Here is a 14974-nt window from a genome sequence, read left to right on the forward strand (position 1 = left end):
TGCCTGCGAGATGTTTCGCGCGTTATGTGAGGAGCTGAGCATGTCCCGATTTCGACTGATACTGTGCGCTCTGGTACTGCTGGGGCTGGGCGGGTGCGCGGTGTACCCGGCCTATCCGGGCCCATGCTGCTACCGGCCGTACTACCACTCGTACTATTACCATCCCTATTACCACCCGTATTACTACCACCCGTACTACCGGTATTGATCGGTTGGCAGCCCAAACAAAAAGCCCCGCATTGGCGGGGCTTTTTGGTTTTCAGGCGCTTACTTTTCGTTACGCACCGTCGCTACATCATCCGCCTTGACGCGTATGTGCTTGCCGGCGATATCGGTGAATTCATAGAAGCCGTCGGCTGTCTTGGTTTTGGGGGTGTCCTTGGTCAAATACTGCGTGCCGTTTTGCAATGTCACGACGGTTTGCGTGGAGCAACCAGTCAATAGCAGAAAAGTGAGTGCAACCAGTGGAAGACCCAAATTCTTCATGTTCATAACCCTTACCTTTAACCCTGAAAAGTCCCGCGCCATGGGCTGCGGGCCGCAAATGTTACGCCATCAACTGTCCTATCTGATCACTTTTATACAAAAAGTTGCGTGCGCCATTTATCTATTACCGATTGCAACAGCACGCCACTGGCGGCACTCTGTATGCATAACCAGTATTTGATCAGCGCGCGACATGGCCAATCCCCTCGACGACCCCTTGTATTACCTGCATAACTTCCGCCAAGTGCTGCATTGGTTGGGGCAACGCTATGCCGATTTACTCGACCCGGATGAACAGCATTTCATTCAGCAATTTGACAGGTTGCCGCAAACGTCCCAAGCCTTGTTGGTGCGCATGGTGATGCGCAAGGGCGTGCACTTTCGGGCGAGCAAACTCAATTATCTGGAGATTGGTTGCACCCGCACGGCCGCGCTGGCACTGGTGGAGCAGGGTTGGGTTGAGGATCAGGGGCAGCTGTGCGTCGAAGAGCTGTTTGCGTTGCTGCAAAAAGGCGAAATCCTCGAGGCCTTCAAGCCGTGGATTGATCAGCCCAAGGGCAGGAAGGCCGATTGGCTGGCGGTGCTGGCGGAGCAGTTCACCGAACAGCGTCGGTTTGCCCAGTGGTGCCCGACGGTCAGCGATGCGCTCTACAGCCTGACCATCATGGATTTGTGCGACCGCCTGCGCCTGATGTTCTTCGGCAATCTGTATCAGGACTGGTCGGAGTTCGTGCTGGCTGACCTGGGCATCTACACCTACGAAAAAGTCGAGTTCTGCGCCGAGTCCCGTGGCTTGCGCAGCCGTGACGATGTCGTCGGTTTTCTGTTCCTGCACCAATGCCAGCAGGCGTTTGAAGCGGGGGAGACGCTGGACGAGGTGCTGCTACGGATCGCTTCGCTTGTCACCGACAACCCCTGGCTGGAAAAACGTCGGGCCAAGCTGTTGTTCCAGGTCGGCCAGTATTGCGAGCGCAGCGCCGAATTGGCGCTGGCGGCGCAGATCTACCGTGATTGCGCCTACCCAGGCGCGCGCTCACGGCTGATTCGCGTGCTGGAGCGTCAGGCGCACTACGCGCAAGCCATGGCTTTGGCGTGCGCTGCGCAACAGGCCCCGGAAAGTGCCGCCGAACAACAACACCTGCTGCGAGTGCTGCCACGCCTGCGCCGCAAACTCGGCGAACCGGCGTTGCCCAAGACCACGCCACGCGAGGTCACACGCCTGGACCTGGCACTGGTCCCGCAGCCGCTGATGTCAGTGGAGTATTGTGTCCAGGCCCATCTCAGCGAGCCCGATGGGCCGGTGCATTATGTCGAAAATGGCCTGATCAATTCCTTGTTCGGGCTGTTGTGCTGGGAGGCGATTTTTGCGCCGTTGCCAGGTTCGTTCTTCCACCCGTTCCAGCGTGGGCCGGTGGACCTGCACAGTGAAGACTTTCACCAGCGCCGCAGCGTGGTGTTCGCCGCCTGTTTCGACCAACTGGAGGACGGGCGTTATAAGGCCACCATCCGCCAGCGCTACGCGGACAAGTGGGGTATCCAGTCACCGTTCGTGTTCTGGAACCTGCTCAGCGAAGAACTGCTCGAGCAAGCACTCGCGTGTTTGCCGGCCGAACACCTGCGTTACTGGTTTGAACGTCTGCTGCTGGACATCCGCGCCAACCGCACGGGCATGCCGGATCTGATCCAGTTCTGGCCCGCGCAAAAGACCTACCGCATGATCGAGGTCAAAGGCCCGGGCGATCGCCTGCAGGACAACCAACTGCGCTGGCTGGAATTCTGTGGTGAGTACCAGATGCCGGTTACTGTCTGCTATGTCCGCTGGGCTGAACCGGCTTGAGCTACAGCGTTGCGGTGCGGGCGCTGTGTGAGTTCACGGCCAAGGTCGGCGACCTCGACCTGCGCTTCACGCCGTCGCCCAGCGCCCAGGAAGGTATCGTCGGCCATCGCACGGTCGCCTCGCGACGCAGCGCGCACTATCAAAATGAAGTGGCCCTGGAAGGCGACTACCAGCAGCTCAAGGTGCGGGGCAGGGCGGACGGTTACGACCCGGACAGCAACCGCCTCGAAGAGGTGAAAACCTATCGCGGCGACCTCGACGCCCAGCCCGCCAACCATCGGCAACTGCATTGGGCCCAGGTCAAAGTGTACGGCTGGTTGATGTGCCAGAAGCTCGGCCTGCATGAAATCGACCTGGCGCTGGTGTACTTCGACATCGTCGGTGAGGGTGAAACCCTGCTCAACCAGCGTTTTCAGGCGGCCGAGCTTGAGCGGTTCTTCAACCAGCAATGTGCGCTGTTCCTGGGCTGGGCGCGCGAGGAAATGCAGCACCGCGACGCGCGCAACAGCGCTGCACAACGCCTGGCCTTCCCCCATGCCGAGTTTCGTCCCGGCCAGCGCTCGCTGGCCGAGTCCGTCTACAAGGCGGTCAGCACCGGCCGTTGCCTGATGGCCCAGGCGCCCACCGGTATCGGCAAGACCGTCGGCACGCTCTTCCCGATGCTCAAGGCCCTGGCGCCGCAGCAATTGGACAAGGTGTTCTTCCTCACCGCCAAGACCCCGGGCCGCAAGCTGGCACTGGATGCCGCCCAGGTGCTGTTCGACAGTCACCCCGATCTTCCGCTGCGCGTACTTGAACTGGTGGCGCGGGACAAGGCGTGCGAACACCTGGACAAAGCCTGTCACGGTGACTCCTGCCCCTTGGCCAAGGGCTTTTACGATCGCCTGCCGGCCGCGCGCACGGCAGCCTCGAAGGTGCGTCTGTTGGACCAGCGCAACCTGCGCGACGTCGCCCTGGCCCATGATGTGTGCCCGTATTACCTCAGCCAGGAAATGGCGCGCTGGACTGACCTGGTGGTCGCCGACTACAACTACTATTTCGACTTTGGCGCGATGCTCTTCGGCCTGGCCCAGTTGAACCAATGGCGCGCCGCTGTGCTGGTGGACGAAGCCCACAACCTGGTGGAGCGCGCTCGCTCGATGTACAGCGCGAGCCTCGACCAGTACAGCCTCAAAACCTTGCGCGACGCTGCGCCCGAGCCGCTGAAGAAACCCTTGCAGCGCCTGAACCGCGAATGGAACGCCTTGCACAAGGACCAACTTGCGCCGTACCAGGCCTATGCCACCAAGCCGGACAAACTGCTGCAGGCCCTGAGCCTGTGCACCAGCGCCATGGGCGACCACTTCAACGACCACCCCGAAACCCTCACTGGCGACCTGCAAGCGTTCTATTTCGAGGCGCTGCACTTTGCCAAAGTGGCCGAGCTGTTCAACGAGCAGTTCATTTTCGATATCAGCAAGCGTCAGTTCGGCGGCAAGCGCAGTGCTTCAACGTTGTGCCTGCGTAACGTGGTGCCTGCCGAATTCATCCGCCCCAGGCTGACGGCGGCCCGCAGCAGCGTGCTGTTTTCCGCGACGCTGAGCCCGCGTCACTATTACGCCGACTTGCTTGGCCTGCCGGCGGATACCGCCTGGATTGATGTGGAGTCGCCGTTCAAGGCCGAGCAATTGCAGGTGCGCATCGTCGATGAGATCTCTACGCGTTTTGTGCATCGACAAGCGTCACTGGAGCCCATCGTCGCGTTGATTGCACGGCAGTTTGCGACGCAACCGGGCAACTACCTGGCGTTTTTCAGCAGCTTCGATTACTTGCAACAAGTGGCGCAGCTGATGGCCGAACGGCACCCCCAGGTCGCGCTGTGGTTGCAATCACGCGGTATGGCCGAGGCCGAGCGGCAAGCATTTCTTGAGCAATTCACCCATCACAGCCAGGGCATCGGCTTTGCCGTGCTGGGCGGCGCGTTTGGCGAGGGTATTGATTTGCCTGGGGCGCGCTTGATCGGGGCGTTTGTTGCCACCCTGGGCTTGCCGCAACTGAACCCGATCAACGAGCAAATGAAAGCACGCATGGGCGCGATCTTCGGGGCCGGCTACGACTACACCTATCTGTACCCCGGCATCCAGAAAGTGGTGCAGGCCGCGGGCCGAGTGATCCGCAGTCAACAAGACCGGGGGGTGGTGATGTTGATTGATGACCGCTTTGGCGAGGCGCGGGTGCGGCAGTTGTTGCCGCGCTGGTGGACAGTCGATTAAGTGCGTTTGGCTTATTCCCGCCATCAATGATACTGGCATGCACGACGCCGATTCTGCACCCTGATCAAAACACGCAGAAAGGTCACGCCCATGCGCCTGCAAACACTGTCCGTCAACGGTATTCACCTGTGCGTGCACATCGATGGCCCCGAAAATGGCCGGCCAATTTGGCTGCTGCACGGGTTTCCTGAATGTTGGCACTCCTGGCGCGAACAGATTCCTGCGTTGACCGCCGCCGGGTACCGGGTGTTTGCCCCTGAACTGCGTGGCTACGGCGAATCGAGTTCGCCCGCAGACATTGCCGACTACCAATTGCTGACCCTGTGCGCCGACATCCAGCAGGCCATGGATCATTTCGGTCACCGAGAGGTGGCGATGGCAGGGCACGACTGGGGCGCGGTGGTCGCCTGGCACTTGGCGCTGCTGGAGCCTGAGCGCATCACTCGGCTGGTCACAATGTCCGTGCCTTTTGCCGGGCGCGCCCGCCGCCCGGTGATTGAAATCATGCGCGAGCTGTACGCCGACCGTTTCAACTACATCCTGTATTTCCAGGAGCCTGGCGTAGCCGAACAGGAACTGAACGCCGACATCGAACGCACGCTGCGGCTGTTCATGCAGGATGAGGACGTGTTCCTGCAGCAGAAATCGGCGAATGCCAGCCTGTTCGCAGGTGTCCCAACCCCTCGCACATTGCCGCACTGGTGTTCCCGGGAGGATTTGGATATCTACCTGCAGGCGTTCACCGAACACGGCTTTCGCGGCCCGCTGAACTGGTACCGCAACTTCGAACGCAACTGGCAGCGCACCGAGTTCCTGGCGGGCCGGCAGGTGCTGCAACCGACCTTGTTCCTGATTGGCGACCGCGACCCGGTCGGGGTGTTCGAAGCCCACACCCTCAAGCGCATGCCCGACTCAGTGCCCGACCTTGAGCAACATGTGTTGGCCAACTGCGGTCACTGGATCCAGAACGAGCAGGCGCAGCGGGTCAACGCGCTGATGCTCGCGTTTCTAGGCAGAACGTAAAGGTCGCGCCATGCCCGGGGCGGTCCACCAAGCGGATGCTGCGCCCGTGCAGTTGCAGGATGCGGTGCACGATGCGCAGGCCCAGGCCGCCATCGCGGCGCGCACCGCCGATGGTGAAGGCCCGCAGGAACAAGCCTTCACGCAACTCAGGGTCGATTCCCGGGCCGCTGTCGCTGACGGTGACGCCCATGCCATCCGCTTCGGGTGACAAGATCACCTCGACCTCACCATTCACCGGCGTGTGCCGCAGGGCGTTGTCGAGCAGATTGGTCAGCACCCGTTCGATCAAGCCCAGGTCGGCCAACACCGTCGGCACCTGCGGCGGCAAGGTGGCGGTGAGCGTGATGGACCGGGCCTCGGCGGTCAGTTCGAATTTCTGGAAGATGTCTTGCACCAGATCCGGCAAGGAAAAGCCTTCGATCACCGGCTGCACGAAACCATGTTCCAGGCGCACCAGTTCCAGCAGCGACTGGGCCAGGCCGCCGACCTTGCGGCTTTGGTCCAGGGCGATGCCGAGGTAGCGGCGGCGCTCTTCGGGGCTGAGGCTGGCGTCCTTGAGGGACAGGGTTTCCAGGTAGCCATGCAGCGAGGCCAAGGGCGTGCGCAGGTCGTGGGAAATATTCGCGACCATTTCCCGACGTTCCTGGTCTTGATGGGTGATAGCACGCCATTGCTCGCCCAGGCGGTTTTCCATTTGCACGAAAGCGTGGTCGAGCACCGCGATTTCATCGCCGCTATTGAGCTCGCGAGGAGGCGCTTGCGCAGGTTTCGGTGCGCCGTTGATATCGAATTGGCCAACCTTGTCGGTCAGTTGGCGCAAGGGCCGGGTGATCCAGGCAAATGCGATCAGGCCGGCCATCAAGCACAGCAGCGCCACCAGGCCGATGGACCAGAGGGCAATCTTCAGCGCCATGCCGGTTGCGTCCTTGGCGTCATACACATCGTGGGCTTCGCCCAGCAGCACCACGTACAGGAAACCGGTTTGTTGGCCGTTGGCCTTGAGCGGTGCGGCGCTGAACACCTTGCGCCCGTCAACGCTGCGCGGGTCGTCGCCGAGGATCGGCAGCATGGCGCCGCTGAGAAAGCGTCGAACCGGCGCGAGGTCGACGTGATCACGCAGCAAATGCCCGCTAGGTGCGGCATTGCCCACGACGCGGCCGTCGATATCGAGCAAGTACACCTCGACACTCGGGTTGACCAGCATCAATTGGCTGAACAGCATGCGCACGGCATCGGGTTTGAGGCCGTCGGCGTCCATCAGCTGTGTATCACGGGCGATGTGCGCCGCGAGGTCGCGGGACAAGCCTTGCACCACTTCCAGTTCGTGCATGCGGTTGGAACGTACCTGCAACCAGGCCGAGGTACCGCTGCAAATCACCAGCAGCACCGCGAACACGACTGACAGGCGTTGAGTCAGGGTCAGCTTCATGGGTTGCTCTCGGCAAATTTGTAGCCCCGGCCCCATACCGTAAGGATAAGTGACGGGTTGGCCGGGTCGGTCTCGACTTTGGCGCGCAGGCGGTTGATATGCGTGTTCACCGTGTGCTCGTAGCCTTCGTGGCTGTAGCCCCAGACGGCGTTGAGCAGGTCCATGCGGGAGAAGACCTTGCCTGGCTGGCGGGCGAAGAAATACAGCAGGTCGAATTCGCGCGGCGTGAGGTCCAGGCGTTGGCCCTGCAAGGTGGCATCGCGGGTCAGCGGGTTGATGAAAAGCGGGCCGAGCTCAAGGCTGCCGGCGTCCATCTTCAAGTTACGCGCCATGGCGTCGACCCGGCGCAACAGCGCCTTGACCCGGGCCACCAGCTCCGGCATGGAAAACGGCTTTGCCAGATAGTCGTCCGCGCCCAGCTCCAGGCCAAGGATGCGGTGCAACTCGCTGGAGCGCGCGCTGGTGATGATGATCGGTGTGTAGCGCGTCATGGCGCGGGCACGGCGGCAGATTTCCAGGCCGTCCACGCCGGGCAGCATCAGGTCGAGGATCAGCGCATCCCAGCCGCCTTGCTCCAGCAGGCGCAGGCCTTCGTTACCGTCGGCGCTGTGCACCACCTCAAATTGCTCATCGCGCAGGTGCAGGCAGATCAAGTCGGCAATATGGGCATCGTCCTCGACGACGAGGACTCGTTTGGGCTGATCCATGTAAAGAAACCTTCGCTTGTAGTTCGCGCATTGTGCGGGTTTTGCAACAGTGTAGTTATCACGAATTGTTTAACTCTGCGTGAGGATTTCGCGACCGGCCAGGGTTCAAGATGGCCTCATTGCTTAACGAGGAGAACGCCATGTACTCACGTCGACAAATACTGCTGGCCGGTGGTGGCCTGGGTGTCGCCGTCCTGGCCGGCGGCTTGCTGAAACAGCTGAATATGGTCGCTGAGGTGGAGGCCGCCGAGACGTTCGAAGTCAACCATACCGAGGCCGAATGGCGCAGCCTGCTGAGTGCCGAGCAATTCGCCGTGCTGCGCGAGGAGGGCACCGAGCGCCCCTACACCAGCCCCCTTAATGATGAACACCGCACGGGCACCTTTGCCTGCGCCGGTTGTGCGTTGCCGTTGTTCGCCTCGAGTACCAAGTTCGACAGCCACACCGGCTGGCCAAGCTTCTGGCAGCCACTGGACAACGCTGTCGCCAGCCACACCGATACGTCCTACGGCGTGGTGCGCAAGGAAATTCACTGCCGCCGGTGTGGCGGTCACCAAGGGCATGTGTTCGATGACGGCCCGGCACCTACTGGTCTGCGCTATTGCATGAACGGCGTGGCCATGACGTTCACGGCGGCTTAAGCCGATGTCTCTGCATATTTATAAGGGAAGATCCCATGTGGCTTCTGGTTCTCGCGTACCTGGGCGGCGTGCTGACAATTGTCAGCCCGTGCATCCTGCCTGTTCTGCCTTTTGTCTTCGCTCGCACCGGGCAGCCGTTTATGCGCAGTGGCTTGCCGCTGTTGGCGGGGATGGCGGTGACGTTCGCCCTGGTGGCCTCACTGGCGGCGGTGGGCGGCGGTTGGGTGGTGCAAGTCAATCAGTACGGGCGCTGGCTCGCGTTGCTGTGCGTTGCCCTGTTCGGACTCACGCTGCTGCTGCCGCAACTGTCGGAACGCTTGACGCGTCCTTTAGTGGCCGCCGGCAGTCGCCTGTCGCAAGCCGCTGGAACGGACGCAAAGCCGCGTGCGGGCGCTTCGTTTCTGATCGGCGTGGCCACCGGTTTGCTGTGGGCACCGTGCGCGGGGCCAATCCTGGGGCTGGTGCTCACCGGCGCGGCGCTGCAGGGCGCCAGCATCGGCACGACCTTGCTGTTGCTGGCCTACGCCGCCGGTGCCGCTACGTCCCTGGCGTTGGCGTTGCTGGTCGGCGGTAAAGTCTTTGGCGTTATGAAGCGCTCGCTCGGTGCCGGTGAATGGCTGCGCCGTGGCCTCGGCGCACTGATGCTGGTCGGTGTGGCCGCCATCGCCCTGGGCCTGGACACCGGAGTGCTGTCGCGCTTGTCGACGGCATCCACGGGCGGCCTGGAACAAAGCCTGGTGGACAAACTGAGTGCCAAACCCGAACAGAAGGGCGGCGCGATGATGGCCGGGGGCGCGATGATGATGGCTGCCAATCACAGCGACGCGCTGCCGATCGAAGGCACGCTGCCGCCGCTGGATGGTGCGGTGCAATGGTTGAACAGCCCGCCACTCAGCGCCGAAGCGCTCAAGGGCAAAGTCGTGCTGGTGGATTTCTGGACTTACTCCTGCATCAATTGCCTGCGCACCTTGCCGTATGTGAAAGCCTGGGCCGAGAAGTACCACGACCAGGGCCTGGTGGTGATTGGCGTACACGCCCCGGAATTTGCCTTTGAACGCGACGTGAACAACGTCACCAAGGCCATGAAGGACTTGGGCATCACGTACCCGGTCGCGATCGACAATAACTACAAGATCTGGCGCGCGTTCAATAACCAGTACTGGCCGGCGCATTACTTTTCTGATGCCAAGGGCCAGATTCGCTATCACCATTTTGGCGAGGGTGATTACGCCGAGTCGGAGCGGGTGATCCAGCAATTGCTGCGTGAAGCCGGGGCGAAAGATGTCGCAGGTGGTTTGATCGAGGCGGATGCCAAGGGCGTTGAGCAAGCGCCGGACATGAATGAAGTGCAGTCGCCGGAAACCTACCTGGGCTTCCAGCGTGCCGAAAACTTCGTGACCACTGGCACCCAGGCCACCGACAAAGTGGTGAATTACCCGGCCGCCGGCACGCTGGCCCTGAACAACTGGACCCTGGAAGGCCACTGGAACGTTGGCGGCCAGCAAGCCACCCTCGACCAGGCTGGCGGGCGCATCGTGTATCGCTTCCATGCCCGCGACCTGCACCTGGTACTGGGCCCGGCGGCTGACGGCAAACCGGTGCGATTCAAGGTGACGATCGATGGCCAGGCCCCGGGCGATGCCCACGGCACGGATGTGGCGCCCGATGGCAGCGGCACGGTGACCGAGCAACGCCTGTACCAACTGGTTCGTCAGCGCGGCGCCGTGCAGGACCGCACGTTCACCATCGAGTTTCTCGCCCCCCATGTGGCCGCCTATGCCTTCACTTTCGGTTAACCCATTCATTAACTGTTAACCCGGTCAATGTGGGCGCTGGCAAGCCAGCGCCCACATTCAACCGAGTACTGGAGTGAGTTTTATGAAACTGTTCAAATTGTTGCCGGCGCTGGTTTTTTCCGCCTTCGTGGGACAAAGCTCGGCGTTTTCCTTCGGTGCCTCAGACGACGCGGTGATGATCGCACCACCTGCCCTCGACCTTCCCGCCGAGCCCGGCAACCTGCAAACGGCCGTGTTCGCCGGGGGCTGCTTCTGGGGCGTGCAAGGGGTGTTCCAGCACGTGCAGGGTGTGAAAAACGCCGTGTCCGGCTACGACGGCGGCGCGGCTAACACCGCCCAGTACGAGTCGGTCAGCGGAGGCGATACCGGCCACGCCGAGTCGGTGTCGGTGACCTACGACCCAAGCAAGGTCAGCTACGGCAAGCTGCTGCAAATCTACTTTTCAGTGGCCCACAACCCCACAGAACTGAACCGCCAAGGCCCCGACAGCGGCACTCAATACCGCTCGGAAGTCTTTGCGCAGAATGCCGAGCAGCAAAAAGTCGCCCAGGCCTATATCGCCCAGCTGGACGCGGCCAAAGCCTTCAACAAGCCGATCGTGACCAAGGTAGAGATGGGCAAGGCGTTTTACCCGGCGGAGTCCTATCACCAGGACTTCCTCACCGAGAACCCGTCTTACCCGTACATCGTGATCAATGATTTGCCGAAAGTGGCGCAGCTGAAAAAGCTGTTCCCGGACCAATACAGAGCAGAACCGGTGCTGGTCAAAAACCAGTAGTCACCGCAAACCAAAATGTCTGCGCTTGCTCGCGAAAGCGATGGGTTACTAATACTGTGCCTGACACGCCGCCTTCGCGAGCAAGTCCGCTCCCACACTAGCCCCCACTACGGCTCAGGATTTGGCTTTTGCCAGGTATGGCGCCAACCGCCGCCCCATCTCTTCACCCAGCGCCTGCAAGCCACTCAATGGCCGCACCATCACTTCAAACTCAACAATCTGCCCTTGCTCGTTAAAGCGGATCAAATCAATGCCCTTGAGCTGCTTGTCACCCACCCGCGCACTGAACTCCAGCACCACACTCAGGCCGTCACCGGTGGCCAGTTCGCGATGATAGGCAAAGTCTTCAAACACCTTGAACACTGTGTTGAGGATCATCGACACCACGGGCGCGCCAGGGTAGGGCGTGTGGGCCATGGGCGAGCGAAAGACGGCGTCGGGCGCCAGCAATTCGGGAAGGGGCTTGAGGTCGTGAGCAGCCAGCATGGCATGCCAGCGTTGCAGGCTGTGGGCGGCGGCGGGGTGCAGTTTCAGTTCGGACATGCTGTGTACCTGTTCTTATGGTGGAAAGGCATTTCACCTCGCCAACATAAGAGCGGTAACAAAGCAGGGTCAATCACCCGAATTGACAGTTAAGTGACTGCAATGAACTCACACCACTTCCAGGTAGGAGCTATGAATTGCCCGGGCCAGCTCGCGTACGGTGTCGATAAAGTCGGTGAGCCGACTGTGCAGGCCGTCCTCCAGAATCTCATCGATTCCCGTGTACCGCAGGCGCGCTTCAAACTCGGCCGCCAGGCGCTGCGCCGTGCGCCCATAACTGCCGGGCAAGTCCGCCAGGATGTGGCTCAACTCCTCGATACAGGCGTGCAACGAGCGCGGCACATCGCTGCGCAACAGCAATAACTCGGACACCGAGCGCGCGTTCAACGCGTTCGGGTACAGTTCGGTATACGCCTCGAATGACGACAAGGCCCGCAGCAGGGCGCTCCATTGGTAATACCCGCGTGCCGACAGGTCGCTGACTTCTTCCGACTCCTCACCAAACATCTCGTAGCGCGCATCGAGCAGGCGCAGGGTGTTATCCGCACGCTCGACAAACGTGCCCAGGCGAATAAATCGATAAGCGTCGTTGCGCATGATGGTGCCCGAGGTCGCCCCCCGGAACAGGTGCGAACGCTGCTTGACCCAGTCACAGAAGTGGCTGATGCCATGCCGGGCCAGGCCACCGGCGGCGATGCTGCGCATTTCCAGCCAGGTGGCGTTGAGGTTTTCCCACATGTCGGCGGTGATCCGCCCGCGCACTGCGTGGGCATTGCCCCGCGCGGCACGCAGGCAGTTATAGATGCTGGCGGGGTTTTCTTCGTCGAGGGCGAAGAAGTGCAGCATGCGCATCGCATCCAGTTGTTTGTGACGCTCAAGGTAGCTGTCCAGGGTGCCGCTGCTGAGCAACGACATGGCCAGCTCATCCAGCCCATCGCTACGCCCGGCCTGGGGCATCAATGACAGCGAATAACTGACTTCGAGCATGCGTGCCAGGTTTTCTGCGCGCTCCAGGTAACGGGACATCCAGTACAGATCTGCGGCGGTTCTACTCAACATACTCAGCCCTCCACCACCCAGGTGTCCTTGGTTCCGCCGCCTTGCGACGAGTTGACGATCAACGAGCCTTCCTTCAACGCCACGCGCGTGAGGCCGCCGGGCACCAGGCGGGTCTCCTTGCCCGAGAGCACAAATGGGCGCAGGTCGATATGCCGTGGCGCGATGCCGTTTTCGACAAAGGTGGGGCAGGTGGACAGGCTCAGGGTCGGTTGGGCGATGTACGCGTGGGGGCGAGCCTTGATGCGCTGGCGGAAGTCCTCGATCTCGGCGGCAGTGGAGGCCGGGCCGACCAACATGCCGTAGCCACCGGAGCCCTGGGTTTCCTTGACCACCAGTTCGGGCAAATGGGCCAGCACATGGGACAGCTCATCGGGTTTGCGGCACTGGAAGGTCGGCACGTTTTGCAGGATGGGTTCTTCATCCAGATAGAAACGGATCATTTCCGGCACATAGGGGTAGATGGACTTGTCATCGGCCACGCCGGTGCCAATCGCATTGGCCAGCACCACATTGCCCGCGCAGTACGCCGCCACCAGGCCAGGCACGCCAAGCATGGAGTCGGGGTTGAATGCCTGCGGATCCAGGAACGCGTCATCGATGCGGCGGTAGATCACGTCCACCGCCTTGGGGCCGTCGGTGGTGCGCATGAACACCTTGAGGTCGTGCACGAACAGGTCGGCGCCTTCCACCAGTTCCACCCCCATTTCCCGGGCGAGGAACGCGTGTTCGAAGAACGCGCTGTTGAAGCGCCCGGGGGTCAGGACCACCACGTTGGGGCTGTCCAGGCGGCTGGCGCTTTTCAGGGTTTTGAGCAGCAGGTTGGGGTAGTGGTCCACCGGCGCGATGCGTTGTTTGGCGAACACTTCGGGGAACAGGCGCATCATCATCTTGCGGTCTTCGAGCATGTAGCTCACGCCGCTGGGGGTGCGCAGATTGTCTTCGAGCACGTAATAGGTGCCGTCGCCATCGCGTACCAGGTCCACACCGGAGATATGCGAGTAGATGTCGCGGTGCAGGTCCAGGCCAACCATTGCCTTCTGATAACCCTCGTTGCCCAGCACCTGATCCGCCGGAATGATCCCGGCCTTGATGATGCGCTGGTCGTGGTAGATGTCGGCAAGGAACATGTTCAGCGCATTGACCCGCTGGATACAGCCGCGCTCGATCACGCTCCATTCGCTGGCAGGAATGCTGCGGGGGATGATGTCGAAGGGGATCAGGCGCTCGGTGTCTTGCTCGTCGCCGTAAAGGGTGAAGGTGATACCGGCCCGGTGGAACAGCAAATCCGCTTCGCGGCGCCTTTGGGCCAGCAGTTCCGGCGGCGTGTTGGCCAGCCAGCGGGAGAATTCCTGATAGTGCGCACGGCAAGCGCCTTGTGCGTCATTCATTTCATCAAAGAAAGATCGAGCCATTCCAGTACCTTGTCAGTGCCGAGGATTGCGCGGGTGGCACTGCCGCTTTGAAAAACGCATAGTTTTATGAGCCTGTGGCTGAGGGTGCCAACAAGCCTGGTCCTTACTTTCTTATGGGGTCGGCTCTGGGTCGGGGGGTAACGAATGCTCCTGTATCCGGGCAGATGAATGGTTTAAGCAATGCCTGTGCCGAAACCCGTTTTTGGCAGAGTAAATACCCGGTGGCGAGCGAGCCCCCGTGCGCCGGGCTGAGCAATGGGCCGAAAAATGCCCGAGGCCTGCGCACTCCAGCAGCCGCCAGCCCAACGCGATCGCCACAACAGTGCGGCACGTGTTCCACAATGGTGCATGAACAAACTTGAACTTCACTCAGCCCCGATTCTTCTAACAAGACTTGTCACCTTGTGGAGCATCGTCGTGCCCAGAATCATCTCTCCAAACACTCCAGAAGCGTCGCTGGACGAACACAGTGAACACAACGCCAAGATTTTCGGTTCACCCAAAGACCGTCTTGACTTTTATCGCCGCGAAATTCAGTACGAAACCACCATTCTGGCCAACCGCACCGACGCCTACCTCACCGCGCAGTCGTTCCTGGTCATCGCCTTTGTCTCCGGCATGGGCAACCTCAACCCGGAATGGGGTAAGTTTTTTACGCTGATCGTGCCGGTGTTCCTGGCGTCCCTTGGTGTTCTCAGCTCCCTGAATGCCTGGCCGGGTATCCGTGCCGCGTACGAAATCATCGACCACTGGCACTACAAGCAAAGTGAACTGCTGCGCAGCGAGCCGGTAATGGGCATGGCTTATGACGATTCGCCGTTGTTTTGTGAAACCGAGTCATCCCACAAGGGCTATCGCAAGTCGCTGCTGTTCTCCATGCGCGCGCCGTGGTTGTTTATGGTGTTCTGGGTATTACTCGGTGCCTATGCGTTTTACATCCAGATTGATAACCCGGTGTCATAACGTGAAACGCTCAACGCCCCGGAGAATGAAGCGCCAGGGGCGTCGAGG

14 protein-coding genes are annotated in these 14974 nt (G+C 61.1%); 8 read left to right on the top strand and 6 right to left on the bottom strand.

What is annotated here, in order from left to right; genetic code table 11:
* Nucleotides 1–40: 40 nt before the first annotated feature.
* Entirely contained in the window at nt 41–208 is a 168-nt protein-coding gene (locus ACLBW8_RS05055; protein ID WP_447804762.1) for a hypothetical protein, read from the top strand.
* A gap of 59 nt (nt 209–267) precedes the next feature.
* Here ACLBW8_RS05055 and ACLBW8_RS05060 read toward each other — a convergent pair whose 3' ends face one another.
* Nucleotides 268–492, bottom strand: a complete 225-nt coding sequence (locus tag ACLBW8_RS05060) for a YgdI/YgdR family lipoprotein (protein WP_064452329.1) — start codon at nt 490–492, stop codon at nt 268–270.
* Between the two features lie 187 nt (nt 493–679).
* Between ACLBW8_RS05060 and ACLBW8_RS05065 the strand changes: the two genes are divergently transcribed.
* From ACLBW8_RS05065 to ACLBW8_RS05075, 3 genes are all read left to right on the top strand, one after another.
* Complete coding sequence (locus tag ACLBW8_RS05065; RefSeq protein WP_447804763.1) at nt 680–2323, top strand: VRR-NUC domain-containing protein; 1644 nt, start codon at nt 680–682, stop codon at nt 2321–2323.
* Complete coding sequence (locus ACLBW8_RS05070) at nt 2320–4575, top strand: ATP-dependent DNA helicase (protein ID WP_447804764.1); 2256 nt, start codon at nt 2320–2322, stop codon at nt 4573–4575. The genes ACLBW8_RS05065 and ACLBW8_RS05070 overlap by 4 nt, the downstream gene beginning before the upstream one ends.
* Nucleotides 4576–4665: 90 nt before the next feature.
* Nucleotides 4666–5598, top strand: a complete 933-nt coding sequence (locus ACLBW8_RS05075) for an alpha/beta fold hydrolase (protein ID WP_447804765.1) — start codon at nt 4666–4668, stop codon at nt 5596–5598.
* Here ACLBW8_RS05075 and ACLBW8_RS05080 read toward each other — a convergent pair.
* Both ACLBW8_RS05080 and ACLBW8_RS05085 read right to left on the bottom strand, forming a co-directional pair.
* Nucleotides 5561–7027: a sensor histidine kinase gene (locus ACLBW8_RS05080; RefSeq protein WP_064452333.1), complete on the bottom strand. Its 1467-nt coding sequence runs from the start codon at nt 7025–7027 to the stop codon at nt 5561–5563. The genes ACLBW8_RS05075 and ACLBW8_RS05080 overlap by 38 nt on opposite strands.
* Nucleotides 7024–7734 carry a response regulator transcription factor gene (locus ACLBW8_RS05085; RefSeq protein ID WP_064452334.1) on the bottom strand — a complete coding sequence of 237 codons (711 nt, stop codon included), beginning with the start codon at nt 7732–7734 and terminating at the stop codon, nt 7024–7026. The genes ACLBW8_RS05080 and ACLBW8_RS05085 overlap by 4 nt, the downstream gene beginning before the upstream one ends.
* Nucleotides 7735–7874: 140 nt before the next feature.
* On the opposite strand from ACLBW8_RS05085, the gene msrB reads away from it, so the two are divergent.
* The 3 genes from msrB (at nt 7875) to msrA (ending at nt 10949) form a co-directional block, all read left to right on the top strand.
* Nucleotides 7875–8375 (top strand): peptide-methionine (R)-S-oxide reductase MsrB, encoded by a 501-nt coding sequence (msrB, locus tag ACLBW8_RS05090; RefSeq protein WP_064452335.1) that lies wholly within the window; start codon nt 7875–7877, stop codon nt 8373–8375.
* Nucleotides 8376–8410: 35 nt separating this feature from the next.
* The gene (locus ACLBW8_RS05095) at nt 8411–10171 is read left to right on the top strand and encodes a cytochrome c biogenesis protein DipZ (RefSeq protein WP_447804766.1); all 1761 of its coding nucleotides are present in this window, start codon (nt 8411–8413) and stop codon (nt 10169–10171) included.
* Nucleotides 10172–10253: 82 nt separating this feature from the next.
* Entirely contained in the window at nt 10254–10949 is a 696-nt protein-coding gene (gene msrA, locus ACLBW8_RS05100; protein ID WP_447804767.1) for a peptide-methionine (S)-S-oxide reductase MsrA, read from the top strand.
* 114 nt (nt 10950–11063) lie between these two features.
* Here the strand turns inward: msrA and ACLBW8_RS05105 are convergent, their stop codons facing one another.
* From ACLBW8_RS05105 to ACLBW8_RS05115, 3 genes are all read right to left on the bottom strand, one after another.
* Nucleotides 11064–11492, bottom strand: a complete 429-nt coding sequence (locus ACLBW8_RS05105; RefSeq protein WP_064452338.1) for a nuclear transport factor 2 family protein — start codon at nt 11490–11492, stop codon at nt 11064–11066.
* A 108-nt stretch (nt 11493–11600) separates the two neighbouring features.
* Nucleotides 11601–12551, bottom strand: a complete 951-nt coding sequence (locus ACLBW8_RS05110) for an alpha-E domain-containing protein (protein ID WP_053256152.1) — start codon at nt 12549–12551, stop codon at nt 11601–11603.
* 2 nt (nt 12552–12553) lie between these two features.
* Entirely contained in the window at nt 12554–13963 is a 1410-nt protein-coding gene (locus ACLBW8_RS05115; RefSeq protein WP_447804768.1) for a circularly permuted type 2 ATP-grasp protein, read from the bottom strand.
* Nucleotides 13964–14380: 417 nt separating this feature from the next.
* Between ACLBW8_RS05115 and ACLBW8_RS05120 the strand changes: the two genes are divergently transcribed.
* Nucleotides 14381–14926, top strand: a complete 546-nt coding sequence (locus tag ACLBW8_RS05120; RefSeq protein WP_064452340.1) for a hypothetical protein — start codon at nt 14381–14383, stop codon at nt 14924–14926.
* Nucleotides 14927–14974: the final 48 nt, after the last annotated feature.

The sequence above is a fragment of the Pseudomonas sp. M5A4_2d genome, assembly GCF_053345295.1.